Source organism: Butyricimonas faecalis (assembly GCF_003991565.1).
GTDB classification, from domain to species: Bacteria; Bacteroidota; Bacteroidia; order Bacteroidales; family Marinifilaceae; genus Butyricimonas; species Butyricimonas faecalis.
The window spans coordinates 2,333,466-2,360,253 of record NZ_CP032819.1; the positions used below are offsets into that span (position 1 = coordinate 2,333,466).

At 41.4% G+C, this 26,788-nt stretch carries 22 protein-coding genes, 1 tRNA gene and 1 pseudogene; 6 read left to right on the forward strand and 18 right to left on the reverse strand.

Translation table 11 applies throughout. The features are described from left to right. Window positions 1-4 precede the first annotated feature (4 nt). The 10 genes and pseudogenes from D8S85_RS10270 to D8S85_RS10315 all read right to left on the reverse strand — a co-directional run bounded on the left by D8S85_RS10270 (window position 5) and on the right by D8S85_RS10315 (window position 10,804). Window positions 5-1,198 (reverse strand): glycosyltransferase family 4 protein, encoded by a 1,194-nt coding sequence (locus D8S85_RS10270; protein WP_158641551.1) that lies wholly within the window; start codon window positions 1,196-1,198, stop codon window positions 5-7. A gap of 10 nt (window positions 1,199-1,208) precedes the next feature. Further along, complete coding sequence (locus tag D8S85_RS10275) at window positions 1,209-2,309, reverse strand: glycosyltransferase family 4 protein (protein WP_106480628.1); 1,101 nt, start codon at window positions 2,307-2,309, stop codon at window positions 1,209-1,211. 27 nt (window positions 2,310-2,336) lie between these two features. Further along, entirely contained in the window at window positions 2,337-3,392 is a 1,056-nt protein-coding gene (locus D8S85_RS10280) for an EpsG family protein (RefSeq protein WP_172726503.1), read from the reverse strand. A gap of 180 nt (window positions 3,393-3,572) precedes the next feature. Next, window positions 3,573-4,478, reverse strand: coding sequence for an ATP-grasp fold amidoligase family protein (locus D8S85_RS10285; RefSeq protein WP_106480630.1), 906 nt, complete (start codon window positions 4,476-4,478; stop codon window positions 3,573-3,575). Between the two features lie 71 nt (window positions 4,479-4,549). Continuing rightward, window positions 4,550-5,788, reverse strand: coding sequence for an oligosaccharide flippase family protein (locus tag D8S85_RS10290; protein ID WP_106480631.1), 1,239 nt, complete (start codon window positions 5,786-5,788; stop codon window positions 4,550-4,552). Between the two features lie 73 nt (window positions 5,789-5,861). After that, complete coding sequence (locus tag D8S85_RS10295) at window positions 5,862-6,977, reverse strand: acyltransferase family protein (protein WP_106480632.1); 1,116 nt, start codon at window positions 6,975-6,977, stop codon at window positions 5,862-5,864. 8 nt (window positions 6,978-6,985) lie between these two features. Then, window positions 6,986-8,035, reverse strand: coding sequence for an NAD-dependent epimerase (locus D8S85_RS10300; RefSeq protein ID WP_106480633.1), 1,050 nt, complete (start codon window positions 8,033-8,035; stop codon window positions 6,986-6,988). Continuing rightward, window positions 8,032-9,341 (reverse strand): annotated as a pseudogene (locus D8S85_RS10305) (UDP-glucose dehydrogenase family protein). Before D8S85_RS10305 ends, D8S85_RS10300 begins: the two are co-directional and overlap by 4 nt. A 173-nt stretch (window positions 9,342-9,514) precedes the next feature. After that, window positions 9,515-10,273 (reverse strand): hypothetical protein, encoded by a 759-nt coding sequence (locus D8S85_RS10310; protein ID WP_127075038.1) that lies wholly within the window; start codon window positions 10,271-10,273, stop codon window positions 9,515-9,517. A 9-nt stretch (window positions 10,274-10,282) separates the two neighbouring features. Next, window positions 10,283-10,804 (reverse strand): UpxY family transcription antiterminator, encoded by a 522-nt coding sequence (locus D8S85_RS10315; protein WP_106480636.1) that lies wholly within the window; start codon window positions 10,802-10,804, stop codon window positions 10,283-10,285. Between the two features lie 737 nt (window positions 10,805-11,541). On the opposite strand from D8S85_RS10315, the gene D8S85_RS10320 reads away from it, so the two are divergent. From D8S85_RS10320 to D8S85_RS10330, 3 genes are all read left to right on the forward strand, one after another. Continuing rightward, entirely contained in the window at window positions 11,542-13,308 is a 1,767-nt protein-coding gene (locus D8S85_RS10320) for an outer membrane beta-barrel family protein (RefSeq protein ID WP_106480637.1), read from the forward strand. Window positions 13,309-13,592: 284 nt separating this feature from the next. Continuing rightward, entirely contained in the window at window positions 13,593-14,876 is a 1,284-nt protein-coding gene (locus D8S85_RS10325) for an AAA family ATPase (RefSeq protein ID WP_106480638.1), read from the forward strand. 5 nt (window positions 14,877-14,881) lie between these two features. Then, window positions 14,882-15,457 carry an RloB domain-containing protein gene (locus tag D8S85_RS10330; protein WP_158641552.1) on the forward strand — a complete coding sequence of 192 codons (576 nt, stop codon included), beginning with the start codon at window positions 14,882-14,884 and terminating at the stop codon, window positions 15,455-15,457. Between the two features lie 82 nt (window positions 15,458-15,539). Here D8S85_RS10330 and D8S85_RS10335 read toward each other — a convergent pair whose 3' ends face one another. Together D8S85_RS10335 and D8S85_RS10340 are read right to left on the reverse strand one after the other, a co-directional pair. Then, window positions 15,540-16,385 (reverse strand): 3-hydroxybutyryl-CoA dehydrogenase, encoded by an 846-nt coding sequence (locus tag D8S85_RS10335; protein WP_106480640.1) that lies wholly within the window; start codon window positions 16,383-16,385, stop codon window positions 15,540-15,542. A 68-nt stretch (window positions 16,386-16,453) separates the two neighbouring features. Continuing rightward, entirely contained in the window at window positions 16,454-17,233 is a 780-nt protein-coding gene (locus D8S85_RS10340) for a short-chain-enoyl-CoA hydratase (RefSeq protein ID WP_106625066.1), read from the reverse strand. Between the two features lie 98 nt (window positions 17,234-17,331). Between D8S85_RS10340 and D8S85_RS10345 the strand changes: the two genes are divergently transcribed. Together D8S85_RS10345 and D8S85_RS10350 are read left to right on the forward strand one after the other, a co-directional pair. Continuing rightward, window positions 17,332-17,928: a MarC family protein gene (locus D8S85_RS10345; RefSeq protein WP_106480641.1), complete on the forward strand. Its 597-nt coding sequence runs from the start codon at window positions 17,332-17,334 to the stop codon at window positions 17,926-17,928. A gap of 94 nt (window positions 17,929-18,022) precedes the next feature. Then, entirely contained in the window at window positions 18,023-18,823 is an 801-nt protein-coding gene (locus tag D8S85_RS10350; protein WP_106480642.1) for a hypothetical protein, read from the forward strand. A 69-nt stretch (window positions 18,824-18,892) separates the two neighbouring features. Here D8S85_RS10350 and D8S85_RS10355 read toward each other — a convergent pair whose 3' ends face one another. From D8S85_RS10355 to D8S85_RS10375, 5 genes are all read right to left on the reverse strand, one after another. Further along, complete coding sequence (locus D8S85_RS10355) at window positions 18,893-19,543, reverse strand: tetratricopeptide repeat protein (RefSeq protein ID WP_106480643.1); 651 nt, start codon at window positions 19,541-19,543, stop codon at window positions 18,893-18,895. Window positions 19,544-19,701: 158 nt separating this feature from the next. Continuing rightward, window positions 19,702-21,057 (reverse strand): porin, encoded by a 1,356-nt coding sequence (locus D8S85_RS10360; protein WP_106625067.1) that lies wholly within the window; start codon window positions 21,055-21,057, stop codon window positions 19,702-19,704. Between the two features lie 24 nt (window positions 21,058-21,081). Next, window positions 21,082-22,503 carry a glycerophosphodiester phosphodiesterase family protein gene (locus tag D8S85_RS10365; RefSeq protein ID WP_127075039.1) on the reverse strand — a complete coding sequence of 474 codons (1,422 nt, stop codon included), beginning with the start codon at window positions 22,501-22,503 and terminating at the stop codon, window positions 21,082-21,084. A 20-nt stretch (window positions 22,504-22,523) separates the two neighbouring features. Further along, window positions 22,524-23,873, reverse strand: a complete 1,350-nt coding sequence (gene glpT / locus D8S85_RS10370) for a glycerol-3-phosphate transporter (protein WP_106480645.1) — start codon at window positions 23,871-23,873, stop codon at window positions 22,524-22,526. A gap of 103 nt (window positions 23,874-23,976) precedes the next feature. Continuing rightward, a complete protein-coding gene (locus D8S85_RS10375) occupies window positions 23,977-25,554 on the reverse strand; it encodes a glycerol-3-phosphate dehydrogenase/oxidase (RefSeq protein WP_106480646.1) in 1,578 nt (525 codons plus the stop codon). A gap of 315 nt (window positions 25,555-25,869) precedes the next feature. Between D8S85_RS10375 and D8S85_RS10380 the strand changes: the two genes are divergently transcribed. Further along, the gene (locus D8S85_RS10380; protein WP_127075040.1) at window positions 25,870-26,643 is read left to right on the forward strand and encodes a DeoR/GlpR family DNA-binding transcription regulator; all 774 of its coding nucleotides are present in this window, start codon (window positions 25,870-25,872) and stop codon (window positions 26,641-26,643) included. Between the two features lie 55 nt (window positions 26,644-26,698). On the opposite strand, the gene D8S85_RS10385 is transcribed toward D8S85_RS10380, so the two are convergent. Next, a tRNA-Met gene (locus D8S85_RS10385) sits at window positions 26,699-26,772 on the reverse strand. Between the last annotated feature and the right edge of the window lie 16 nt (window positions 26,773-26,788).

The window sequence follows — 26,788 nt, forward strand, 5'->3', positions numbered from 1 at the left end:
AATTTCAATTCTCAAACAAGTTTACTATAGCTGGATAAGTTTTTCTTCTATCAAATCGCTCATCACCCAGCTCACTAGATCGCTTACCCATCCTGTCTCTCAAGTCTTTATCTAAGACCAACTTTTCAATTGCATTTGCTACCTCGTTGACATTTCCTACTTCACAATTTATTCCACACTTGTATCGTTCTATCAAATCACGATACTCTTCACATTCTTGCGTGTTAATAACCGGAAGACCTGACAGGGCGTAATCTCCAACCTTATTTATAATACTACCAGCGGACCCTTTTTTTATCGGATTTATAGCGATATCACAGGAACATAACAATCCGACCATCTTTTCATACGGCATTTTTCCTGCAAATTCAACATAAACGAATTTGTTCTCTGCATATCTCTCGAATCTATTTTTTAACGGTCCATCTCCAATAACGACAAACTTCACTACACGAGAAAAGTTTCTTTCTTTCAACAAGCATAACGCATCCAAAACGCACTCTATATCATAACTAAAACTTAAAGTGCCTACATAACAAAGCCATATTTCATTATCTTTTCGATCAAGTCGATATTTCTTTCTAGCTAGATCAAAAACACCCCCATCAGTACCAAGATAAACACTCAAACTCTCTTTGTCACGTTTATTTACTGCTAACGCTCTATTTCTATAAGTATCTGAAACTGCGATCACTTTATCCGCGGCCCTATATATCTCGTCCACGTACAATTTCATCGGGAATGATAACAAATTTCGCAACGATCGAGATTTTATAACCAGGCCAAACGCTTCCGGCCATAAATCTTGAATATCGATAAAGAATTTCACATGATGTCTTTTCGAAAAACTCGCGGCTTCCCTCGCCGCTGTCAACGAGGGAACGGCACAGTAAATGTAATCGGGAACCGTACACGATTCCAAATATTCACGAACGTTCTTTCCCCAACATCGATGACTATACAAGCGTCTAAAGCTTATATTTTTCACGTAACCCGGTTCATGTATATAAATAATTTTTGACTCGTATGTCTTTACCGGTTCATCTTTATACTTTTTAGTTCCATGATCAAAATCACTCGTGATCAACTCTACTCGAAATCCTCGCTTGGCAAACATCTCTGCCAAATAGAGAAAACGCCCATTCACTGTCCCATCAAACTTGCGACAGAAATTTGCAATGATAATTATTGTTTTCATGATAATCTCCCTAAACAGAAAGCTTGCTTGTTTCGAGGATACTGGATATAGCTTGATGAAAATCTTTTGCCAAAAGATCCCAATCATATCTTGACGCCAGCAAGCGAGCATTCCGAGATTTTTGTTTTAAAAGACTTTTTTCCTTTATTAAACGCAATAAACATGTAACGATACTATTCACTTCATTCTCACACGTCCACCCGGCATTCGCCTCTTGCACCTCATCCATCATGTTCGTGCCCCGGGATACCAACACCGGCAACCCGTAAGATAAAGCTTCTATCAGCCCCATGGGATGCCCCTCGAAACGAGAGGTCATGATGAACACGTCCGCATCAAGAATAGCGTTTTCTTTTTCTTTTCCCCCGATCTCGCCTTTCAATTTTACAATATCTTCTATCCCGTATCCTTTAATTAACATGTCGAGTCCATCGGCCTCGTCCCCTTTAGGACCATAACAAGTAATCATGAATTTAGCTTCTCTCAATTCTTCTTTTATCTGTTGGCATGCTTGCACCAACAAATCCAATCCCTTATGATAGACATCTATCCGCCCGATAAACAATGCCTTTATACCAACTTCTGAAAAACATTCCTTTCTCAAAACGGGCTGATGAAAACCATTGGGAATAATCACGTGATTTTTATTTAACTTTATTGAATCCTCGTGTTCTTTTTCGGTCAAAAATTGAATTGCTAACGCGTGTTTCACGAAAGAATTGAAAAATAACCAGTGAGCTATTTTCTTTTTTAACCAACTATGATTACGTAACGCTTGTCTCGTTAATGAGCCACGAGGAATTATAACATAAGGTATTCTTTTACGTCTTAGCTCATACGAAAATAAAACCTCTTTAATTGCATAAAATCCTTCGAACACCACAATATCGGGAGAAGAGAAAGGGCCCGGTAAGTTTTTCAATCTTAATCTTCCACAATCTTCTATTGAATGAAAAGACGCAATATTTAACCAGTGTTCCATTCGAGCCGAGGTTATATTAACCCAAAAAACATTATCGTACTTCGCCTGAGCTCGAATACTAGCGGGCACGCTCCAACTGGGACCTGCCGATATTTTATCCCCTAAATGTGAAATGTATAAAATATTCATAGATAAATAACAATTACAGCCTATCCATCACACGAATTTCAAACTGCATAAATCACCTCTTACACAAGCGATAAACAACAATACAAAACTGATAATCTTGATTAAATTCCTAAGTCTATACTTATATGTATCAGGGTAACGCTTCGATACAAGTATCAGCAATAACAAGGGCATATCTAGAATAGCTATCAACCAGCTTAACCTCCAACCAATATTAAACTCAATCCATATTGCAACTAAATCAATCAATGTAAAGAACAACATAAATCCCATAAAAGCACCGTATTCTTCTCTTTCCTTTTTATACTCCTCTAATCCCAATTTTCTATTAATTTTCAAATAATAAACCAAAAGAATGAACAGTGTCACGAAAATAACAATCAGACTCAACACAAATTCCCATATATAAAAATACCCTGTCGATGCTTGTGAATAAGCCAAGTAATCCCCCCCTTTATCAATAGCAAGATGAATATAATTACGTCCATACACGTAGGAAACCACCACAAAGATGAGCACTCCCAGCGTTGTAAATAAACGATTTCTTCCTTTATTTCCTTTTAGCACATAATAAACAATAAAAACCATTACCGCAGCCATCCCCGCAGCATGTATCAATGCAGCAATAATCAATAACGAAAAATATTTGACACCCCCCTTGTGTTCTATTAATATTTTATAAATACAATATGCCACGATCGCCATAGAAAGCATGGTTCTGATATTTGCAATCGTCATCATCAAGAGTCCCCTTGACATGAAAAAAAGAAGAACTAAAGCTATATCCTTTTTCAATACTTGCCTCCGCTTGCATATAGATTTCAATAACGCAAAACATAAACCATATGTTAAACAAGCGTTAACAAAAGGCAACCATCTTTCATCTCCCAAATTACCTAGTACGTGATAATAAAGTGCCGCCATCGGGGTTCCACTTGCCATTATTATCCCCCATGACTCTGGATCATCAAGGGCATATTGAGCATATAACTGTAAAACGGGATATATTCTTGTTAAATCAGAACCATCCATTGGCACGTAGAAAAATCCCATAAGTGCTAATGCAATCGTATAGATATTCAATGGAATAGACCATCTTTTCGTTCTAGGAATCAGATAATATACAATGATTAGCAATAATGCGTATATACCAACACCTATTAGCCTTGGAATTAGATACATGATTTCTAAGAAAAAATATATTAATTTACTTGTAAATACCTACACAAGAGGAAAAATGCTATTATAAAAATTATCAATAAACTAATTACAATCCGGCAATTGAATCCAATCACCAAATACCATATTCCAATGCTCTGAAGACAGATCATCATATCCAGACGAATCAAAAAAAGTCAATTCTCCAAAATACACGTGGTTGTTTACATAGTAAAGATCTACCCTAATAAAAGGAATTTCTTTTGAAAGTTTTTCCGCAATTGAGATCATCTCGTCCCACTTTTCTGGTCTATTTATTATCGCACTAGAACATTTCCCATCACGACTCTCTATTGGTAAAGGATTGAACAAAGGATCATAATAATTAAAATTATGAGATGTAAATCGATTTGTAGCAACTAGTACGGCTCTTACAACTCCTGAGAAACAAAAAAATTTATAATCACGCAACTGCCCACTATCATCCTGCATAAACTGTTCTGCCAATATTTTAGACTTTATGTTTTTATAAGGCCATTCTCTTAAGGTTCTGTACAAATTAGATTTCATTGAACGCATCAATTTTTTTTCAGCATTCTTTTTATTAAATGTTGCCTTGTTCTTACAAATGGCAATACCACCACCTCCCCCTCCATTATTAGTCTTCAATACGAATTGGTCTGGCAATGTAGAGAAATCAATTTCATCAAAACTCTTCCAAATTCCCAATGTTGGAATTATATAATCCCTACCAATAATAGAAGCTACATATTCCTTGGCTGTAATTTTATCCACCATTTGTGTGTATTCTGGTTTTCTATCATGAAGTTTTAGCCATTGCAATTTTTCACTATATGTTTGAGGTCGCTTCAAATTCAATCTCTTCCCCATGTATAATCGAAATAATAGTTTTAAATACAACTCATCATCAGGGAAAAAAAAGTTACAACGTACAACAATGGCACCCAGTGCCTTCAATGGATTTTTTATATAATAACCTAAAGATCTCATAAATTTAATAATTACATAATACCTCAAACTGTAAAAAACAAACAACCTTCAGTAAAGATTAATAATTCATATTATACACAAGTTGTTCTCTTTATTTTTAATGCATAATACATTGGAAGGACACCAATCAAAAGACTCGATACCATGTAAGTAATCGAGGCCCCGATGTAAGAAAAATAATATATAAGTGGAAATGCTATAACAAAACCACAAACAGAAGCCACTATCGTGAGATTCCTCAATAATTTTTCTCGATGTAACACGATCAAGTAGTTCTGACCGTAAACAGAATCCATGTTCGTGAATAATAATGCAAATGCAGTAATTCTCAGAACAATAATTGCATCACCATACCCCTCGCCAAAAAATAACCTAATTAACAAGGGTGCGAAAACAAATAATATCAAACTACCCAAACCGGATACACCCAAATTGAATTTAGCGTATAAAGAATGATACTCTATTTTCCTGGAAAGATACGGGAAGAAAACATTGGTAAGAGTATTTAAAACCGAGTACGCAACTTGCCCGAATTTCCGCCCCGCATAATAAATCCCGTTTGCCGTATCCCCTCCAAAAAATCCTAACAGCAAAACTGAAAGATTATTATACAAGTTCGGCATCAACGTGTTAATGAAAACATCTGTACTACCTTTTATTGTAAAGATTATCGTCCGAAATACCGGTTTATATAGACGATATTTCCATTTCACGAAAATAAAATACAAAGCTATAATCCCTGACAAAAAATATCCAGAGGCTACCAAGACCGGTTGTAGTATGTAATCATCTTTATCCTTTATAAAGATAAAAATTGCCACAATAAATATCAATTTGGAAATTACATTCAATATAGTGGAATACTTCATCCTTTCCAAACCTAAGAAAAACCATGCTGGGAAAAGTATATGCCCGGGGACATATAAAAAAGTAAACAATATTATCACGTAATTCTCCCGAAACTTGGGAACGATCAACAACAAGAGGAGCAATACCAGAAAAGAACAAAACATCAAAAAGATCCTTGACCAAAAGATATCCGAAAATATTTTGGAAACTTCCTTTTTATCATCTCTAGCTTGCGCCACATTCCTCGCCCCGGTCATATCAAATCCCCAATCCGCGATAGTTTGAATCCAAATAATAATTGCCGCCGCAAAAGAAATCTTACCCAACCCGTCAACACCCAACACGCGAGCAAGATACGGTATCGAGATCAACGGGAATATGTAACTGGCAATTTGAAGTGAAGAAAGATAGGCAAAATTCGAAGCCAATACTTTCCCGTCTTTACTTCTAAGGATTCGCATAAAAAGCGATTTAAGTTTACGCATTTTTATCAAACATTTTCGTTAATGTCTTCCAAAGAATTATTTTATCATTTTAGCCTATTAAATATCTTCCTAAACGTGTTTTCAATGTCAATTGTGAAAACATTATAGACAAAACAAACGTAACAACACAAGCTATCCACGGCAGCCAATAAGGCCCTACAAGTTGAGGCAAAGAAGTTTTATAATATAACACTTCCAATACAAATTGTTGATAAATATAAACCCCAAAACAAATCGCCCCGGCATTAACAACCCACGAAGCAGGCCTAACTCGACATTTATCAATCACATAGTTCGTCAGCAGGTATATCGCACAAACACCAGATATAGAAACCGGCAGGATTACAATTCTATTTACCACGTATTTTATTAAACGCCCAATCAAATTCTGATCTTCACTAACCGATATAAAAAAATAATTACTCAACAGAAACAGGAATAAAAAACATGACACGATTAACACAACATACTTTAAATCGCAAGTTTTTTCTATAATCCAATCACGATATTTCCATACCAGAAAACCACCCCAGAAAAATACCATATAACGGGTTGCAGAGCCTAACCCGAGAGGCAAAGGACAGGGGAATAGAGATATCATTAACAGAAACAAAAAAGACATCCAAACATATACATCTTTAGAAATTACCACCTCTAACCCACATTTACTGTTTAACGTACCAAGTTCATTTTGATTTAATTGACTAGGCAATCGCTTAAAACACATATTAACGAGAATTTTCCCCACCACGAAACACCAAAAGAGCATAGGCAAAAACCACAAGTGACCAACCCCACTTAATATTTTCAGCACACTCGATAAAAACGTGTAATCTTCCCACCTATAAAACATGAAAAAATAAATCAAACTGAAAAACACACTTGGAAGCACTAACCTTTTAAATTTCTTTATCATGATATCCTTTAAACTATCGAAACGTCCAAGTGTCAATTGCTGATAACCATAAATATAACCTGACACAAAAATTATTGCTGGCATTTGGAAGGTGTCAAAAAATTTAGCAATCCATCCATACCATTTTATGGACTGAAAACCAACCGGTTCCTCCCAGCCTCCATTATAGATTATAAAAGCGTGATAAATAACAACAATTCCTATTATCAAGGGACGAATCACAACCGCATCCAAGAGGTATTTTCCCATCGCCAAATTTATTTATAATACTTTTTGTACCACCTCACGAATTTCTCCACTCCCTCCTTCAAGGGAGTCTTCGGCTTGTAATTTATCTCTCGATACAAACGGGTCGTGTCTGCATCTGTCTGGTAAACGTCTCCCGGTTGCATAGGCAGATATTCCTTCACCGCCTCCTTACCGCACGCTTCCTCCAGGGCGTGAATGAAATCCATCAATCTTACCGGGGAAGAGTTACCTATATTGTAAACCCGGTAAGCCGCACTAGAAGTCGCCGGGTTCGGGACTTCCGCGTTCCAATCTTCATCCGGCACAGCCACCCGATCCATCACCCGAATCACCCCCTCCACGATATCATCCACGTAAGTGAAATCTCGCAACATGTCCCCGTGATTGAACACTTTCATGGTTTGCCCTTCCATAATTGCCCTCGTAAAAAGGTGAGGGCTCATGTCTGGGCGTCCCCAAGGACCGTATACCGTGAAAAAACGCAAACCCGTAGTAGGAAGACCGTAAAGATGACTGTACACGTGTGCCATCAACTCATTGGATTTTTTCGTCGCCGCATACAAGCTGACAGGATGAGCTATCCCACTATCCTCTTTGAATGGGACGTTGGCATTCAAGCCGTAAACACTACTGGAACTGGCGTAAACGAGATGACGAACCCCCAAGTAACGACAACATTCCAGGATATTCAAGAAGCCCGTAATATTACTATCGACATAAGCCCAAGGGTTCTCTATCGAGTAACGAACTCCCGCCTGGGCGGCAAGGTTTACCACTCGTTCAAATCGTTCCCGTTCAAACAATTTCGGCAACTCTTCCCGATCCTCAAGGTTCAACTTGATAAACCGATACAACGGGTATCTCTTACCCCGTACCAGTTTCCCATATTCTATATTTTCTTTATCGATTCCCGTTTCCGCTAAACGAGCGTACTTTAAATTCACATCATAATAGTCATTGATATTATCCAACCCGACGACATCGTCACCTCGCTCCAGGAGGCATCGTACCACGTGAAAACCGATAAAACCAGCCGCACCGGTTACCAGTATTTTCATCCTATCTTGTAATAATTAAAACCGTTTTCCTTCAGTTCCTTCCTGTCATAAATATTCCGACCATCAACAACCACGTACCCTCGCATCACTTTCTTCAACACGTTCCAACTCGGCATCCTAAACTCTTTCCATTCCGTCACAAGCATCAAGGTATCAGCATCAACCGTCGCATCATACATATCTTTACAATAAATAACCTTATCACCGATACGTCTTTTACACTCATCCATGGCGATCGGGTCATATACTTTTACGCATACACCTGCATTCAACAGCAAATCGATCAACACCAATGCCGGAGCCTCCCGCATATCATCCGTCTCCGGCTTGAAAGATAATCCCCACATAGCCACAATCTTCCCTTTCACCTCTCCAGCAAAATGTTTCATAAACTTATCAAAAAGAATCGATTTTTGTTTCTCGTTCACATTTTCAACCGCTTTCAAGACTTGCATCTCGTAACCATTTTGCTCTGCAGTCTTGATCAACGCTTTCACGTCTTTCGGGAAACAACTCCCACCGTAACCACAACCGGCATACAGAAATTTCTTACCAATCCGGGAATCTGTGCCAATCCCTTTACGAACCATATTAATATCAGCTCCAACGAGCTCGCATAAATTTGCCATATCATTCATAAAAGAAATCCGGGTAGCTAACATCGAATTAGCAGCATATTTGATCATCTCTGCACTAGGAATATCCGTGAATATCATCCGATCCCCACTCAACATAAACGGCTTGTACAACCGAGACATGATCTCTTTTGCCCGCTCGTTTGCAACACCAACAACAACACGATCCGGTGACATAAAATCATGAACAGCAGCCCCCTCTTTCAAAAATTCCGGATTTGAAGCCACATCAAATTCAATATTTACACCTCGACGATCTAATTCCTCTTGAATTGCATTCTTTACTTTAAGTGCCGTACCGACAGGGACTGTACTTTTAGTAACAATTACAAGATATTTTTTCATATTCTGCCCCACGGAACGAGCCACTTCCAACACGTATTTCAAATCGGCAGAACCATCCTCGTCGGGGGAGTACCTACCGCACTAAACACCACCTCAACCTCATCAAGTATCTCCCTCAAATCTGTCGTGAAATGTAATCTACCGGCATTAACATTTTTACAAACCAATTCCTCTAAACCAGGTTCATATATTGGGATAATTCCTTGTTGCAGTTTATCAATTTTCTTTCGATCTACATCTACACAAGTAACATCCACTCCCATCTCTGAAAAACAAGTTCCTGAAACCAAACCGACATATCCAGTTCCCACTATTACTATTTTCATATCGAGACATTTCTATTTAATTTGCAACCTTATCTAATTTCTCGTACACCGAATCTTTCAGCTTAAATACGGTGTCACTTGTTTTATTAACCGAATCCACCTGCTTTCGCTTGTAATGGCTTACTCCCAGCTTAGTAATTCTCCCGGGGACGCAATAGGAGCAAAAACACTCTCTAACGAAAAGCCTTACCATTCAATTCATTATATTCATAAAAATTACGTTTTGCCAAAATCTTAAACACATTTGCTAATGCCCCAAGATCCTCACCTGCCGACCCCATAAAACGCTCTATCATCTCATCCTTCCGTTGTTTCACGCAGGTTGTCAAACGAACTCGTTCCTCTTCCAAAGAAATTTGCTCTTCTAGCGACAATTCCATAGCCCCGACAACATCCTCGTAAAAGCAGATAGCCCCCCACCAATCCCACAACTCCTCATGACTAAATTTCCGACTTATTCCCAAAGCCTCCGTTACGAGATTTTTAGCCAACATGCCACATTCATCTTCTCCCGTGAAATAATAGCAATTACAAAGCAGGCGGCAAATATTCGGTGTCCGACAAGGCAATACCATCTTATCACTCCCCTTAGGAATAAGAATTTCATAAGCAGCATCCAATGCCGTATCCAAAAATTTCATATCCGAATACAACAGGTAAGCATCCATCAAATCCACGACATACCCTGCACGAGTATCCACCGGAAGATCTCTATCCTTCAACAATTCTTGAATAACCCGGGCTATTTCCCGTATTCGATCGTGAATATCCCAAAGACTACCATACTCGTCTTCCAGCCAGGGGTACACTCTCACCATCGAGTAAACCGACAAGTAACCGTGCAAAAGTCCCGACAGAGACGAGGGGGGACAATCTTTCAACGCCAATCCACTCACCTGCTTGTACACTTTGCGAAATAAATCCTTTTCCATTATTTCTTATTACTCTATTTTTTCCAAAAACGAACCCGGTATATAAGACGTGGCTATAGATGCCACACCATCCAATCGAATAACAACCCGTTTGTGTCCTTTCAAGCGTACCAGTTCCCCTTCCAAACCCGACAAAGGCCCCTTGATCACTCGCACACGATCCCCCCTTTTCAAGTCTTTATTTAGCACCTCTACACCATCGGTGGAAAAGTCTAACAAAAACATGAAATCTTGCATTTGTTTATCCGGGATAACCAAAGAACAACGTCCTTCTCGATCCTTCAAATAAACAATATTCAACAAGTGATCGTTCAGTAAAGAAAAACTAGTTGCTTTGTCTGTTCGAATAAAGATCAAGCCATGAATGAGAATTACCCTGATCTTTTTTCGACCGAGTGGAGTTTCACGTACTCGCTCTTCTTGCGGCAGATAATTTTCTACCCCCAGTTCGTCTAATTTCTTTTTAATGACCAATTCTTGATTTACACGGGTATAGGCGGCATACCAGTTTAATTTATCAGTCGATATCATGGATTGTTTTTAGGCTTGTGTTTATACCGGCAATTTTAAAAATGAAGACCCGATTGGGTACGCTTCGCGCACTAACCCTACCACGAGTCCTGATTTATTGCCATGTGTCCTACACGCTATACTTAAACAGCAATAACGCCTAGAAGCTGTCCGCATAAACATCATTTCCTACAAAAAAACGATCGTTTAATGCGTTACAAATATAATGAATTTTCGAATTCCACAAATTTAAATAAAATATTTTTTCTTTTTAGCAATCAAATACTTATGATTTTGCGAAAATCGACACATTGTTGATAAGTGACGATATCATTAAACGATCGTTTTAAGATATCCTAATCATTCTAAAATAAACCGTCCCCGCCCTTGCCTCGTCTACTACAAGCTCAAATTATATTCACCGCTATACTTTCACCACGCGATTCATAATATCGAATTCAACACCTCCTATTCCCACCCTAAACTAACCCAAATAAAGAAGTAAAGTAACCCAAATAATCCCACTTATTCGTTGCTCAGCCGTTGCACATTCGTTGCTCACACGTTTCCCAATGGTTAAGCTTCGAGTAAGCATCGAGACATCATCGAAAAAGGGGTATTATTTCCCTAGTATTTCCTCCTATTCTCTAGAGCTTCTCCTATAAATCACGAACTACAAAAAATATTAAAACACCTTCAATAGGCGCAAGTTTCTACTTACATTCCTTGTCAAACCTGCGAAACAACAGCACAGACCCATGAAAAAACGCATCACACAAATCATCTTCAGCCTCCTGACCTTTTACACGAATGCCGACATTTACGCCCAAGAAAACGAGGGAAAAACCAAAAATCCATGGAGCGGTTCCGTTTCCCTCAACCATGATTTCACGAACAATTTCACGGGAAACGTAAATTTGGGATATACCCAAAAGAACTGGGATCTATTCCTGGATTACTCCGGTCACTCGGATCGGATTGAAATCAGCAGCGAGCTATTCCGCTCTTATTCGGTAGAAACAGAACAACTAATAGAAACAGAACAGCACCATTTAAGCCACTCCTTCGCCCTACAAGTAGACCTACGCCCCTCCTCGCACGATCTGTTTCTATGGAATCTCAAGTTGCAATTTCCCAAGATCACGACAAACCGGGACATAAATAACCGTACACAAGCAAAAGAATATAACCTACACCATCGAATCGCATTCAGCCGGAAAACAATTGAAGGTGCTTTATTCTACAAACACGTGTACGAAAAAGACATGCACGAACTATCCCTAAACGGTGTCTTTTCCCACACGAAAGATTCCCGCCCGAGCACGTATCAAATCGATGATCTTCTCTCTTACACCACCACCGGAAACGAACAGCCGGAATTCGTCCGCATGCAAATGGATCACCTCTACACATTCGCGAACCGGGGACAACTCGAAAGCGGTATTCAATTCTTCTCCAGGTGGAATAAAACCCGATACCATCTTTATGACAAGGGGGAAAATCCCGATAGCTGGTTGTCGAGATTAAATCCCAACGACGGGCTAAACCATAAAGAGTACATTTACACGGCACATCTTTCCTACTCCCGACAACCGGGAGAATCCTGGCATTACAAAATAGGCTTACTCGCCGATTACGATATTACCCGCACCCGGCTCACGGAAACCGCAGACAAGCATGATTCGGATAGATTCTACTTTTATCCCCACCTAACCCTTCAATACACGCCTTCAGAACAGCAAGAACTGGCCTTTCATTTTACCAGAAAAGCCACTCGCCCGGATTACACCCGACTAAACCCGTTTACAAGCCCGATCGATCACCAGACTTTCGAGCAAGGCAACCCGCTGTTACGTCCCGAAGTCTCGAATCGGGCCGAGATCAACTATCTTTTGTCGGGGGAAAAGATCCAGGTGAACGGGAATCTTTATTTCACTTCCATAGAGAAGTTTATCACCCCGGTCGCGCTATTGACAGAAGACAATACCCTAACGCTGTCTTACGCAAATGGAAACATGGAAAATAAAGTCGGTCTGGACATCAACCTATCCGGCGCTCCCGCATCATGGATGACGATCAACCCTTCCATATCCATCGTCCACGCTCACACCAACGGGAAATTTCAAAGCATCGACCTTCATGTCGACGATTTTTCCTGGTCAGGGAAACTGGAATTAACCTTGAATTCCAAAAAACACACCGAATTTCAAGTCCTCTTTTCCTATCAATCGCCGACAAAAATTCCCCAATTCAAAATGGAGGAAAATTACTATCTTGATCTCGCCATCAAACAAGGCTTCTTTAATGACCGCCTTCAAATCAGTTTCTCCGTTTCCGACGTCTTCGATACGTCCGAATGGCAAGCCCGCTCAAACACGAACACCTATCGACTGGCAAATTACTGCAAAGAAGCCACTCATGCTTACTGGATCGGGTTGACATTCAATTTTAACAACTTCAAATCCCGTCCGTCAACAGACAATTCTCACCCGCAAAAACGTCAGGTGATACAGGTGGGGCAATAACGTATGGCAGGAAATTTTACTTTTCATAATGCCAAGCAAGAGTTTTCAACGATTAAAGACTGAAGAATAATGGTTAGTCGGCGGGCGACAAAGCACAAATTACCGGATTTAATGTATATTGAACCTAGAAATGCCATAAAAAAGCCTATTACAGCTATTTTATTTTGCAAATCTGCACATTTTGCCCCAAAATAAGATAAAAAAATAATGAATTCTAGCCTTTTTATTTCTTCAATTCATATCAAAACATTACCTTTACATCGTTATAACAAATCTCTCATAATATGATAGAAGAAATTATATTCAAGAATGTATTATCCTTTAAAAAAGAAACGACATTCAGTTTCGAAGCAACCCCTGATACCACATTTGAAACTCAACACGTGGTAACAATGCCTAATGGCACAAGATTGCTTAAACTCGGTATCGTCTATGGTCCTAACGCAGGCGGGAAAAGTAATTTACTTTATGCAATCTCCGCGCTTCGTGATTTTATGGTGTTTGACCCACTGAATATGGATGAACCGACAGGTTTTGAACCGTTTTTACTTGACAAGGAAACGCCAAACTTGCCATCTGAATATAGTATAAAATTTTGGGTTAACGGAATACGCTATTGGTATCAACTTACAGCCACAACAAAATTGGTTATACACGAAAAATTGTCATATTATAAGACTGTTCAGCCAATCAAAGTGTTTGAACGAGTATTGGAAGACGGGCAATCTGTATTGTCATTCAATCCTGCCGTGCAGAAGATTGATCAGGAAGAACAGAAAGCCCTCACGCTGAACTGCCTCCCGAACAAGTCATTTTTTGCAGCTCGCGGTCGCGTGAATATGAAAATGGAACACGTGGATGGTGTCCGTCAATGGATTCGCAACAGATTCATGCCTATGGTGGGACCATTTACGAATATGGAGAAATATAGCAAGAGAAAGATAAGAGAAGATGTGAATTTTAAAGAGCATTTGCTTCGTTTTCTTCACCAGGCAGACTTCAATATTACCGGATTGAGTGAAAAGACTGAAGAAAAGCCGTTGCCTCCTTATTTTCATAAATATCTACAGATACAAGATTCTTTACCCGAAGATAAAAAGAAAGAATTACTTACTCTAGAGGCTTATAAAGAACATGTCTTAGGTTTCGAACACACGGTAGAAAATGAACGCGGTCTGGAAACTTACGAGTTGTCCACTCGTCAGGAGAGTGATGGTACAACACGTGTAATGGACATTGAAGCAGCTATCTACGAGGCTATCAAAAACAACTCGGTCTTGCTACTGGATGAGATAGAATCTTCGTTACATCCAAATTTAATTGAGTTTATTCTTCAAGAATATATCATGAACAGTAACGAGAGTCAAATGCTCATAACCACGCATTATCCTGGCTTGCTTAACACGATTGATGATCTTGTCCGCAAGGATAATATCTGGTTTGTGGAGAAAGACAAGTCGGGTACTACCGATTTGTATTCTCTCGTGGAATTCAAGGGATTGAACAAGATTTCAAAGATTGAACGTGCCTATCGTAAAGGTCAATTTGGTGCACTTCCAAATATTTAATGCTTATGGCACGCAAGATTAATTCCCGACAAACTCGACAACCACAAAAACGTGTGATTGGAGCAGGACTTACTGAATTTTGGTATTTAAAGCACCTCAAGCCTCTACTTGACTTAAAGTTTGAGTTATACCCTCGTCTATTTGGCAATGAATCCATGGGGGAGATAAACAAACTCATCGAGGAGGGACTTAATGATGACGCAGAGGTAATATGCTTCTTCGATGAAGATGTTATGCGATGGGATCAAGTAGAAGGAAAACGTATAAAGGAATTGCATTGTAAATACGATAATAATTCCCGTGTAACGCTTGCATGTAGTATGCCCTCTATCGAATATTGGTTTTTACTTCACCACGAAAAGACTAACCGTCACCTTGCTACCTCTCGTGACGCAATCAGTTCTTTGCGCAGATACATTGTCCAGTTCGACAAAAAGGAAAATTTTCTCAAGCATCAAAAGTGGGTTGCCGAACTAATTAAGGACAACAAAATGGATCATGCTATGCGGCGAGCAGAAGCACTAGGCCGAAGCGGGACATCATACTCTGATGTATGGAAGGCTATCAAGGTGATGAAGTAAAACAAGCCTTCGAATGAAGATGTATTAAACTCGTTTTTGTAAAAAACTCGTTTTAATACATCCTCCTATAAATTATCACTCCTTATTTCCGGTAATCATAGAAACCGATTCCGGTTTTACGTCCCAATAAGTTGGCACGAACCATTTTCCGTAATAGCGGGTGAGGACGATACTTGGAATCACCGAATTCATTGTACAGCACTTCCATGATAGCCAGACACACGTCCAAGCCGATTAAGTCTCCCAAAGCCAAAGGTCCCATCGGGTGGTTGGCACCTAATTTCATGGCTTCGTCGATCTCTTCCTTGGAGGCAACACCGTCAGCATAGATTCCGATACCCTCGTTCACCATCGGGATCAGGATTCTGTTTACCACGAATCCGGGAGCCTCGTTCACGCTTACAGGGGTTTTACCGATCTCGGATGCAATTGCCATCACCTTGTCGTGAACCTCTTGGGAAGTCAACTGTCCTTTAATCACCTCCACCAATTTCATCATCGGCACCGGGTTAAAGAAGTGCATACCGATCACTTTCTCCGGACGGCTGGTTGCGGCAGCGATTTCCGTGATAGAGAGAGAAGAAGTATTCGTGGCCAGGATAGCCTCCGGTTTACAGATGGCATCCAAAGTTTTGAATATCTCGTTCTTGGTAGCCATATCCTCGGCAACTACCTCGATGACCAAATCGGCATCTTTACAATCCTCGTATGCCATCGTGTCCTTGATGCGGGCATTGATAGCATCCTTCTCGGTTGCTTCCATCTTGCCTTTTTCTACCATTTTGGAAAGACTCTTCTCGATAGCCTTGTGAGCTTTGCCTAAAGATGCTTCCGAACGACCTTTTAACAACACGTCATGCCCTGCTTGAGCAAAGGTTTGGGCAATACCATTACCCATCGTACCTGTACCTACAACGCAAATTTTCATTTCTACTTAATTTAAAATCTTCAACTATATAATATCAAATTTTATATTATCATGTAAATGTCAATTTTTTATCTTTTCTTGAATTCCGCTTTTCGTTTGCCCAGGAATGCCTGCATTCCCTCTTTCTGGTCCGCGGTTGAGAAACAGAGTCCAAACAGGTCGCTCTCGATGGAAATACCCGTGTCGATATCCGTTTCCACTCCCCGATTAATCGCTTCTTTCGCGTAACGCACGGCTAACGGGGCCTTTGAAGCAATCTTCTTCGCCATGGCCATACATTCATCCATCAGTGCTTCCGGCTCTACTACCTTGTTCACCAACCCGATACGATAAGCCTCCTCGGCAACAATCACGTCTGCCGTGTAGATCAGCTCCTTGGCCTTACCCAATCCCACGATACGCGGCAATCGTTGTGTACCGGAGAATCCCGGGGTGATCCCTAAACCTACTTCCGGCTGGCCGAATTTAGCCTTTACCGAAGCGATACGGATGTCACAAGCCATGGCCAATTCACACCCGCCACCCAAGGCGAAACCATTCACCCCGGCAATAACCACCTTGTTCAACAATTCGATTTTACGAAAAACAGCCGCTCCCAATTCTCCAAACGCTTTTCCCTCTACCGCGTTCAACGTGCTCATCTGGGATATATCCGCACCCGCCACGAATGAACGTCCTTCCCCCGTCAGAATAACAACATCGATGCCGTCATCCTCACCGATAGCCGTGAAAGCGGCATCCAATTCTTTCAAAATCGTCGAATTCAAAGCATTCAACGCTTCCGGGTTATTAATTTTAACCGTGCAAATATTATCCTGTTTCTCAACAATTAGTTTTGTATACGTCATAATTTTTTCTATTTTCATTCATTTTGATAACAGTCCTCGTTTCTGTATCTTTGTAGGCAAAAATAACCTTTAATCAAGAATAAACCAATCTTTTTGATATGAGTTTTTCAGACATCAGTATACAAGAACTAGCAAGTGCATTCATGGTCCTGTTTGCCGTCATCGACATCACGGGAGCCGTGCCCATTATTAATGATATTCAAAATAACGGGCGCAAAATCAGTGCTATCAAGGCCGCTTTGGCTTCATACATTCTTCTCGTGGCTTTCCTTTTCGCCGGGGACGGACTGCTCAACCTGTTCAACGTGGACATCTCTTCATTTGCCGTGGCCGGTTCCCTCGTGATCTTCGTTCTGGCGGTAGAAATGATCTTTGGGATTCCGATTTTTAAAAATGATGGTCCATCGGGGACGGCATCCATTGTTCCACTCGTGTTTCCCTTGATCGTGGGGGCCGGGACCCTAACGACCTTGTTGGCTTTACGGGCGGAATATCATACCATCAACATTATTATCGCGCTGACATTAAACATTATTATTGTCTATTTTGTCCTAAAAAATGTATCGTTGATCGAAAAGGTGTTCGGGAAAGGAGGAGCTTACATATTACGTAAATTCTTAGGGATCATCCTACTGGCTATCTCTGTTAAACTCTTTACCAGCAACCTCGCATCACTGATTGATATTTTCAAATAACGGGAAGGGACATCTCCAACTCCCCTTGCACAAGGGGAGAGAATTGTATACTTTTGTTCCACGAAAAAGATTCATCAACAATTTTATTTAAAGCATGAAAAAATTATTATTTATTCTGGTTGTCGTACTCATTGTTTCAAACAATGTATCGGCACAACAAAAACCTGAAAAAGGTTCATTCGGTACTGAAATCCAATTCAACCCTTTCGATCAAAATGGCAAGACGTTCCAATTAGACGGGCTTAAATTCCGTTACTTCATTTCTGACAGGGATGCCATTCGCTTGAAATTCGGAATCAATTCAACTCAAAACAAATTCACAGATTCAGATTCTCAAGAAGAAAATGATATAAAAACCAGCTATAAGAATGAATTCAAAAGCACGACCGGGGATTTCAACCTGGACTTAGGCTATGAACGTCATTACGATCTGGCAAAAAGACTAAATGCCTACGTGGGCGGAAGTATCGGGTTCAAAAAACATTTTGCTTCGACCAAAATAGAAGGCTATTCCGAAAGAATTAGTGAATCAAGCGCTTTTTCCAACAAATTCAACGGTAAGATTAAAAACGGAGCCATACTTACACTTGACAATAACTGGGATGAAGAAGATTTACTTAACGCAGTTAATGATCCTGCAACTTCCGGCGTGACATTCGCCATTTTTACAGGATTGGATTTTTACTTGTACAAAGGCTTGTACATTGGAACAGAATTTGGTTTAAGCGTCAAGACTGAAAGCAGCCAAAAAGCCAAATATACCGGGAAATTAACCTTGAATAGCCAAGGAGAAACAACCATCACGGAATACGATCAAAAAATGACAGAAAAAACACGTCAAACAAATGTCAAAACATACATCGAACCGGTTCTTCGATTAGGCTGGACCTTCTAATTCCCAACCTATAAAAACATAAAGTAAGCGAGTCAAAATCATTTGACTCGCTTACTTTATTTAAAACCTTTATCGGCAATAGCGATTAATATAAGCATTCACGCTTGTTACCCCCAACGATTTAGCTTTCCGCCAATCGGCACATGCCTCCTTACGCTTTCCGGTACTGAAATAAGCAATTCCCCGATTCGCGTAAATGGCACCGTTATCCTTGTTCAATTTGAGCGAATAGGTATAATCCGGTATTGCCTTCGCGAATTCACGCTGTTTCAGATAGCAATTTCCCCGGTTCAAGTAGTAAGCATATACCAACTCGTACTCTTCCCCGTTCTTCTTGGCATACTGGATTGCCAGAGAGTACTCCTTTATGGCTGCCGTGTAATTCTGCTGATTCTGGTAAATATTTCCCAAATAATAACAAAGCTCGTCATCCTCCTCGAATATCCCTTTCCCTTTCACTAAAAACTCCTTCAACAAAGAAATCTGGTTCGTGTGAGTACAAGCTGTATTCAAAGACGAGTAAACCTCCCTCAATTTCGGATTCAATCGATTCGCCGCGATTAATTTTTGAACAGCATCTTTATAATTTCCATTTTCAATGTCCGCGTTGGCCTCGTTCAACAACTCAATCGGTTTATTAATTGCGCCCACATCTACCTGACCTACCGCAACACGAGTCACAGCAACCAAGGTCATCAACAACAAAATGACTTTTTTCATAGTTTGGATATAAATTAGTGTTTGTGTGTTTTGAATCTCAAAAATAATGAAAAGGAATCAAAAAACAAATACACTCGCTAAAAAAGTCAAAAAGTTATAACAACCATAAAAGTCTGTAAGAGGATGAATTTTAAGTCACCCTCTTACAAACCTATTTTTCAGAACGATACCATCAAACGCATCTGTAACTGATGGAAATTCTTATCCAACGGGAAATAAACATTCTTCAAATTACTATACTGGTACTCCCCCATCACCTTCACGTACCGGTTGAACGTGTAATTCACGCCAATCGTAGCTGCATGCAACCGTCCCCCGCCAATACTCGTTGACACGGCCGGGTAATCTGCCACTACTCCCCCGGGGTAGAACACCTGCTTGCCGATCAAAAAGAAATCACCTTTATTGATGTCATTCAAATCCGTGTAACTGTAACGGGCTACAATCTCCAGGTCGCCCCCCTCGTTACATCCCCGTAACAATCCGTACTCGTCGTCATAACCGTATCCTTCACCGCAAAGCAAGTATCCCATTTCCACGTACGCTCCTTGGAACTTGGAACTCCGTATCGGGTTTCCGGCCTGCCAGGCAGACAAGGTTGTCCAGCTCCACACGCCTCCCAGTTGATTCTCGAACAAGGCCTCGTCATTTCTTTTCTTGTACAATCTCTTGTAAATATACTCGCCCCGCAAAAACATATTGCTGGTAACCACCAGTACTTCCGGCCCTACCGTGATCGTGTTCTTTGCCCAAGGCACTCGTGCGTTCAAGAATTCCGTCGTACCGTCCACGTAGGTCTGCATGTTCGATTCCAGCTCGATATTCGTCTTGAACACGTTATTCACCACCTCACCCGTGTTAATCCGTCCGTAGCGGAAAGAGGCTCCCACGTGCAAAGTTATAAACTCATTATTAAGCGGCTTGTACAACCAGCGTCCGCTCAGGCTTACCCCTTGAAAACCGGAAATCTGGTCATTGTACTTGTTCTCCGAGAAAATCCCTTGATCAGCGAAGAACATGGCATCATAATACTTGTAGGTAATCCCCAAACCTCGCCCGGCAGACAAAGCCATGGCCGGAGCCGCACGGGAAATAAAATGGTAATTATACAAACTCGCGTTCAGGCTCATGCTCGACGGTTCGTTGAAATAACCTGCTTTCACGCTATGAATCCCGAATGCCGATTCGTGGAAATTGTATCGCACGAAAATATTCTTCTGCTTGAAAACCCCTTTCGAAAAATCAAAATCAGCGTAAAAATACAACGGTCCGTACGTCAACGACGTGCGTACACGGGCATCCGTGATCGCAGCCCCCGACTTCATCGGCGTGTACTCCGAATGATAATAAGCCACATCGGCAAACAAACGGGCGCCTGCCGTGAAACGAATTCCTTTATCTTTATTGATATATTGCAAAAGAGGATTGGCGACATCCTCGACCTGAGCTTTCACCATTTTAGACGACAATACAAGGGCGAATAATACAACAAGGAATAATATATATTTTTTCATACCGGTCTGCATTTAAACAATTATTTAGTAACCTAATCTCTCCAACACCACCTTCGCGTCAACCAATGTCTCGGAAGCCGGACTCTTTCGCCAGCCTTGAGTTATCATGTAGTTGATACTCATATCAGAATGGTTTGTAAACAACGCGTCCAGATAAGGAGCTTTATATTTTCCGTCAATCTCGACACCGAAATTATATTGGCCGAAATACTTGGCCATCTGGTCATACGTGTCAAACGTGTAGGGATGATTCTTCATTCCGGCCTTGTGAATCAGGTAATCCTGCCACGGTTGGTTCAGTTCCGGATAATCATTCGGGGCTCCGGCAATACACGGTCCGATAAAATGGGCCTTGTACTTCACGCCCAGGTTGATAAACGAGGCATACCCTAGCGGGTCGTCATACGTGATATCCGTCGCTCCCGTACCTTTCCACAACAGGAAACACATCGGGACCTTGCCTTCGAAATGTTCGGCTACCCGCACCAAGCTCTCCAACGAGAAGGTCTGCAGGATCACCTTACCATTCGTGTTCCCGGTATTCACCTTGCCATTCACGTAGAAGGGGTTGCTCTCCGGTTCCGGTTGCGTGATAATATTCATGCCCAAACGATCCAGTTCCTTGTAGACAATCTCCTCGAAGCCGGTAGAATTCAGCCACGGTTCCTTGAACTCGATATAAATACCCGGCCGATTACCCGTGTCTTCCGGATCATCCACGTAACCGAACGTGTACTTGATCACGTCAGCCGTACCACTTAAACTCTTGATCTTCTCTCCGGTCTTCTGGCCCATCGTGAACACGCGTTTCCCTTGAGCATCCCGCTCCAGCATTTTCCCCTTGGAATAAGCCACGAGATCCTCCAGTGTAGAGATGTATTGATGTTGTGAGGCAAAACTCGGGCGAGCCTGTTCGATACTCGTTTCATTAAACCACGTACCGGCATCCAACATCATCAACTCCTCGTAGGTATAATAAGCCGGAAGATTCGGGACAAAATTCTTGGCATCCTCTTTCACCAAAGCCTCGGCCTCGACCTCCGAGTAACCGATCTTCTGGTAATACGCCTTTCTGATCTCGTAAGGGATGGTCTCCCCAAACACGTTTTCGATATTCGTGGTTCGTTTCAAGTTGTCATCATGCAATGCCAACACCACTCCATCTTTCGAAACCTGCATATCACACTCCAGATAGTCAGCCCCAATTTCTCTTGCCCAACGATACGCTGCTTCCGTCTCCTCCGGGGTCCAAAACGTCGATCCCCGGTGAGCCACAACAGCATACTCCGGCACGTAATCCCGTACTTTAACCATTTCAGGAGTCAAATGATCCAATTCAACCTTGTCAACATCGACATTTATGTTGTTGAATTTTTGATCTTCACACGACATGACCAAGGTTATCAACCCACATGCCATCACTGCATGAAAAAACTTTTTAATCATAATTTTGAATTTTAGAGCGTTTAATGTTTGTTCGTACTCTCTTTTACCAGATATTGTTCTTCTTTCACTGTAAATGCCGTAAAGACAAATGCCAAAGCGCAGGCCACCAACAGGATGACGAAACTCCAGTCCCATCCAAGATGATCCACCACGTACCCCAACATGATATTGGCCAACAAAGCCGTTCCAAAGAAATAACCGAAAAAACCGGTCAATCCGGCAGCCGTTCCTGCCGCCTTTTTAGGAGCCAGATCCAAGGCATGAACCCCGATCAACATCACCGGCCCGTAAATCAAGAAACCGATAGCGATCAGGCAGATACTGTCCATTACCAAATTATGTTCCGTCTTCCAGTAGATAAACACGAACAGGGCCACCAGCACCATGTAAATCATCGTCGTAATTGCCCGCCGTCCCTTGAACACGTAGTCGCTCACGATACCGCAAATAATCGTACCGGGAATAGCCGCAATCTCGTAAGCCGAATAAATCCAGCCCACCGCTCCGCTATCGTACCCTTTCACGTCCTTCAGGTAAGTCGGCGCCCAGTCAAGTACCCCGTATCTCACCAGATAGATAAAAGCATTAGCGATAGCGATATACCATAATATCTTGTTATTCAAAACATATTTGAAAAAAATCTCTTTTGCCGTCAACTCTTCCTCCGACTTCGCGCTGTAATTCTTCGGGTAATCATTACGATATTCCTCGATCGGTGGCAGACCACACGATTGCGGCGTGTCCCGGATCAGGAAGAACGCGATCACGGCAATCACCAAGGCCACAACAGCCGGGAAAACAAACGTGGCAGACTGCCAGAATCCGAACCACACCAAGCCCACGGAAAACATGATTCCGACCAAACTACCTCCCACGTTATGAGCCACGTTCCAGATCGACATTTTAGTTCCCCGTTCCTTCAAGGAAAACCAGTGCGTCATTACCCGCCCGCAAGGAGGCCAACCCATTCCCTGGAACCAACCGATTAAAAACTGGGTAATAAACATGACCACGATCGAAGAAACACCCGCGCTTGTTCCCAAAAACAACGTCACGAGTGCCGACAACACCAATCCCAACGGCAAAAACTTACGGGCGCTACTCCGATCGGAAACACCTCCCATCAAAAATTTCGATATCCCGTAAGCAATCGCATTAGCCGAAAGTGCTACCCCTAAATCTCCCTTGTCAAATCCCAACTCCTGCAAATAAGGCATTGCCAGAGTAAAATTCTTACGTACTAAATAATACCCCGCGTACCCTATAAATATACCTAAAAAGACCTGTAGACGTAACTTCTTGTACGTAGGGTCTATTTTTTCTTTCGGTAGCAAGGGTTTATGAGGCTCAGGCTTCAGAAAACTCCACATGATATTAATTTTTAATAAATATTATATTGATTCCAATCTGGTTATCGTAAACGTTTCCATTATTACTTGCGACTTCTTTGGGATGAAATACATCGAGCTAAGATCAAAACATGATCTTAGCAGCGATGTAATTTTCTGCCAATTCGGTGAACTCCTTCACTTCTTCATCAATCCATGCCTGATCTTTCCCAAGTTCTTTCGCCATCACTTCTGCCACCAGCGGGGCAGCCTTCATCGCCTCTCTCGCATCGACAAACAACAATCGAACCCTCCGGGCAAGAACATCCTCAACCTCTTGGGCCATCTCCTCCCGAACTGCCCAAACAACCTCAGCAACGGTATAATCATATTTATCTGACAACTTCTTCCCATATTCCGGGTTTTCAGCCATCAACTTCATAATCGCGTCTTGATCACTACCATAAACGTACATGTGATTTTTCAGATTCGGATTCTTCCGGTACCCGTGTATATGGAATTTCTTCGTCACACAAGGTCTGTCATCCAGCAATTTCATGGCAATCGCCTTATTCACCGTATCCTCTGCCATCAAACGATATGAAGTCCATTTACCTCCCGTGATCGTGATTAAATCATTATCGGAAACTATAATCTTATGCCCACGGGAAAGCTCTTTCGTACTCTTTCCCTCGTGTTTCGGGGCTGCCAACGGTCGTTGCCCTGCAAACACGGATTCAATATCGGCATACGTCGGGGCCGGATCCATGTATAAAGAAGCCGTCTTCAGAATAAAATCAATCTCCTCCTTCAACGGTTTCGGCTCAATTTCCGGAACCGGACGCATAATATCCGTCGTCCCCACGACGACCTTATTGTGCCAAGGCACAGCAAAAAGTACTCGTCCGTCACTCGTCTTCGGAACCATAATCGCGTAATCGCTCTGCAAAAACTTCATATCCAACACCAGATGCACTCCTTGACTCGGCGTCACCATCTTGCTATGCCCCGGGGAATCCATCGCCATCAGGTCATCCACCAGAATACCACAGGCATTGATCACGCTCTTCGCCTTCAACTGCATCTCTTTTCCAGACTCCACATCCACGAACTTTACCCCGGCAACTTTCCCGTTCTGGTCATGCACAATCCCGGAGACCTTCGCTTTATTGAGTATTACCCCACCATTATCCGCACAAGTTTGAGCCAAATTAATCGCCATCCGCGAATCATCAAACTGCCCGTCATGATAAACGATTCCCCCTTTCAACCCTTTCTTCACCGATGTCGGTAAATACTCCATCACCTTCCTGGAAGAAATAAAACGACTTCTGCCGTACCCGAAGCCAAAAGATAACAGGTCATAAAGTGTAAGTCCGCAGAAATACAGAAAATTATCCCAATACGTATAATTTGATATTACAAAAGCTTGATCCTTCACGAGATGTGGAGCATTCGCTTTCATTCGCCCTCTCTCCCTTAACGCCTCTAACACCAAAGCGACATCTCCTTTTTGAAGATAGCGCACACCGCCGTGTACCAATTTTGTACTCCGGCTTGAGGTACTCTTGGCAAAATCGACCATTTCCAAAAGGACAACACTGTATCCTCTTGTTGCAGCATCAACAGCCACCCCCAACCCCGTAGCTCCGCCTCCAACCACAACCATATCCCATACTTTCTCAGGTTCCTGAAGTTTACTCAACATATCTCTTCGATTCATAACACAATTATTTATGTATTCAACAATCTATAAAATTCCTACAACGCTCCGCAAGCATACCATATACTTACGAACCGAAACTTCGTTTCTCCCAATCTTATTCTTTGCTATTGGTGTTCATGGCCCATTCCCCGTCGTGAATAGTGCCACCTCATTCTCTGGCATTGACCTTAATCTACGGGAACATAGAGTAAAAGTTTCTATTTTTTAAGGAATATATTTCCGCTGTTTAAAATTAATTACAACACTTGATAAGTATTATTCAACAAAACAGATGTATATTTGCATTGATAAAAATATGATTATCGAAACAAAATGAAAACATTATCTTTAAGTGAAAGACACAACTACATTCTAGAAACTTTGCGCCAACAAGGTTCCGTTTCAGTTGTTGATCTTGCTAACCAGCTAAAAGTATCTTCTGTAACCATTCGTAAGGATCTTACTTTACTCGAAGGAAAGGAGATGCTCTATCGCACGCATGGTAGCGCTATCCTAATCAACCCTTACATCAATGATCGTCACGTGAACGAGAAAGAAAAGGCCTATCCCGAAGAAAAACGGTTAATTGGCAGATATGCTGCAAGTCTAATCACGGCAGATGACTCTATTCTCATTGCATCCGGAACAACAATGCATGCTTTGGCCCGGGAGATTATGCCTCAAGGCCACCTCACAGTAATTGCTGCAGCCATCAATGTTACAAATATTCTGGCTCGTAACAAGAATATAGATATCATACAACTCGGAGGTTTCGTTCGGAATAGTTCAGTCTCTGTTGTTGGAAATTATGCTGAAAAAATGCTGGAAAACTTTTCTTGTAGTAAACTCTTCATGGGTGTTGACGGCATCGACCTAGATTATGGATTAACAACCACGAATATGATGGAAGCTAATTTAAATCAAGTAATGATGCAAGCAGCACAAAAAGTGGTTGTTCTGGCAGATTCTTCTAAATTCGGACGTCGAGGCTTTGGGAAAATATGTGATCTGGATGCCATTGATCATATTATCACAGATAAACATATATCTAGTAAAACCCTCGAAGAATTACGTGAGCGCGGTATAGAAGTAACTGTTGCCGAGTAAATATTAATTTGACTCAAATAAAAAACCCATTGATTTCTCAATGGGTTTAATTTTGTAGCGAGATCCGGGATTGAACCGGAGACCTCATGATTATGAATCATGCGCTCTAACCAGCTGAGCTACCTCGCCATAAAAATCGCCGAAA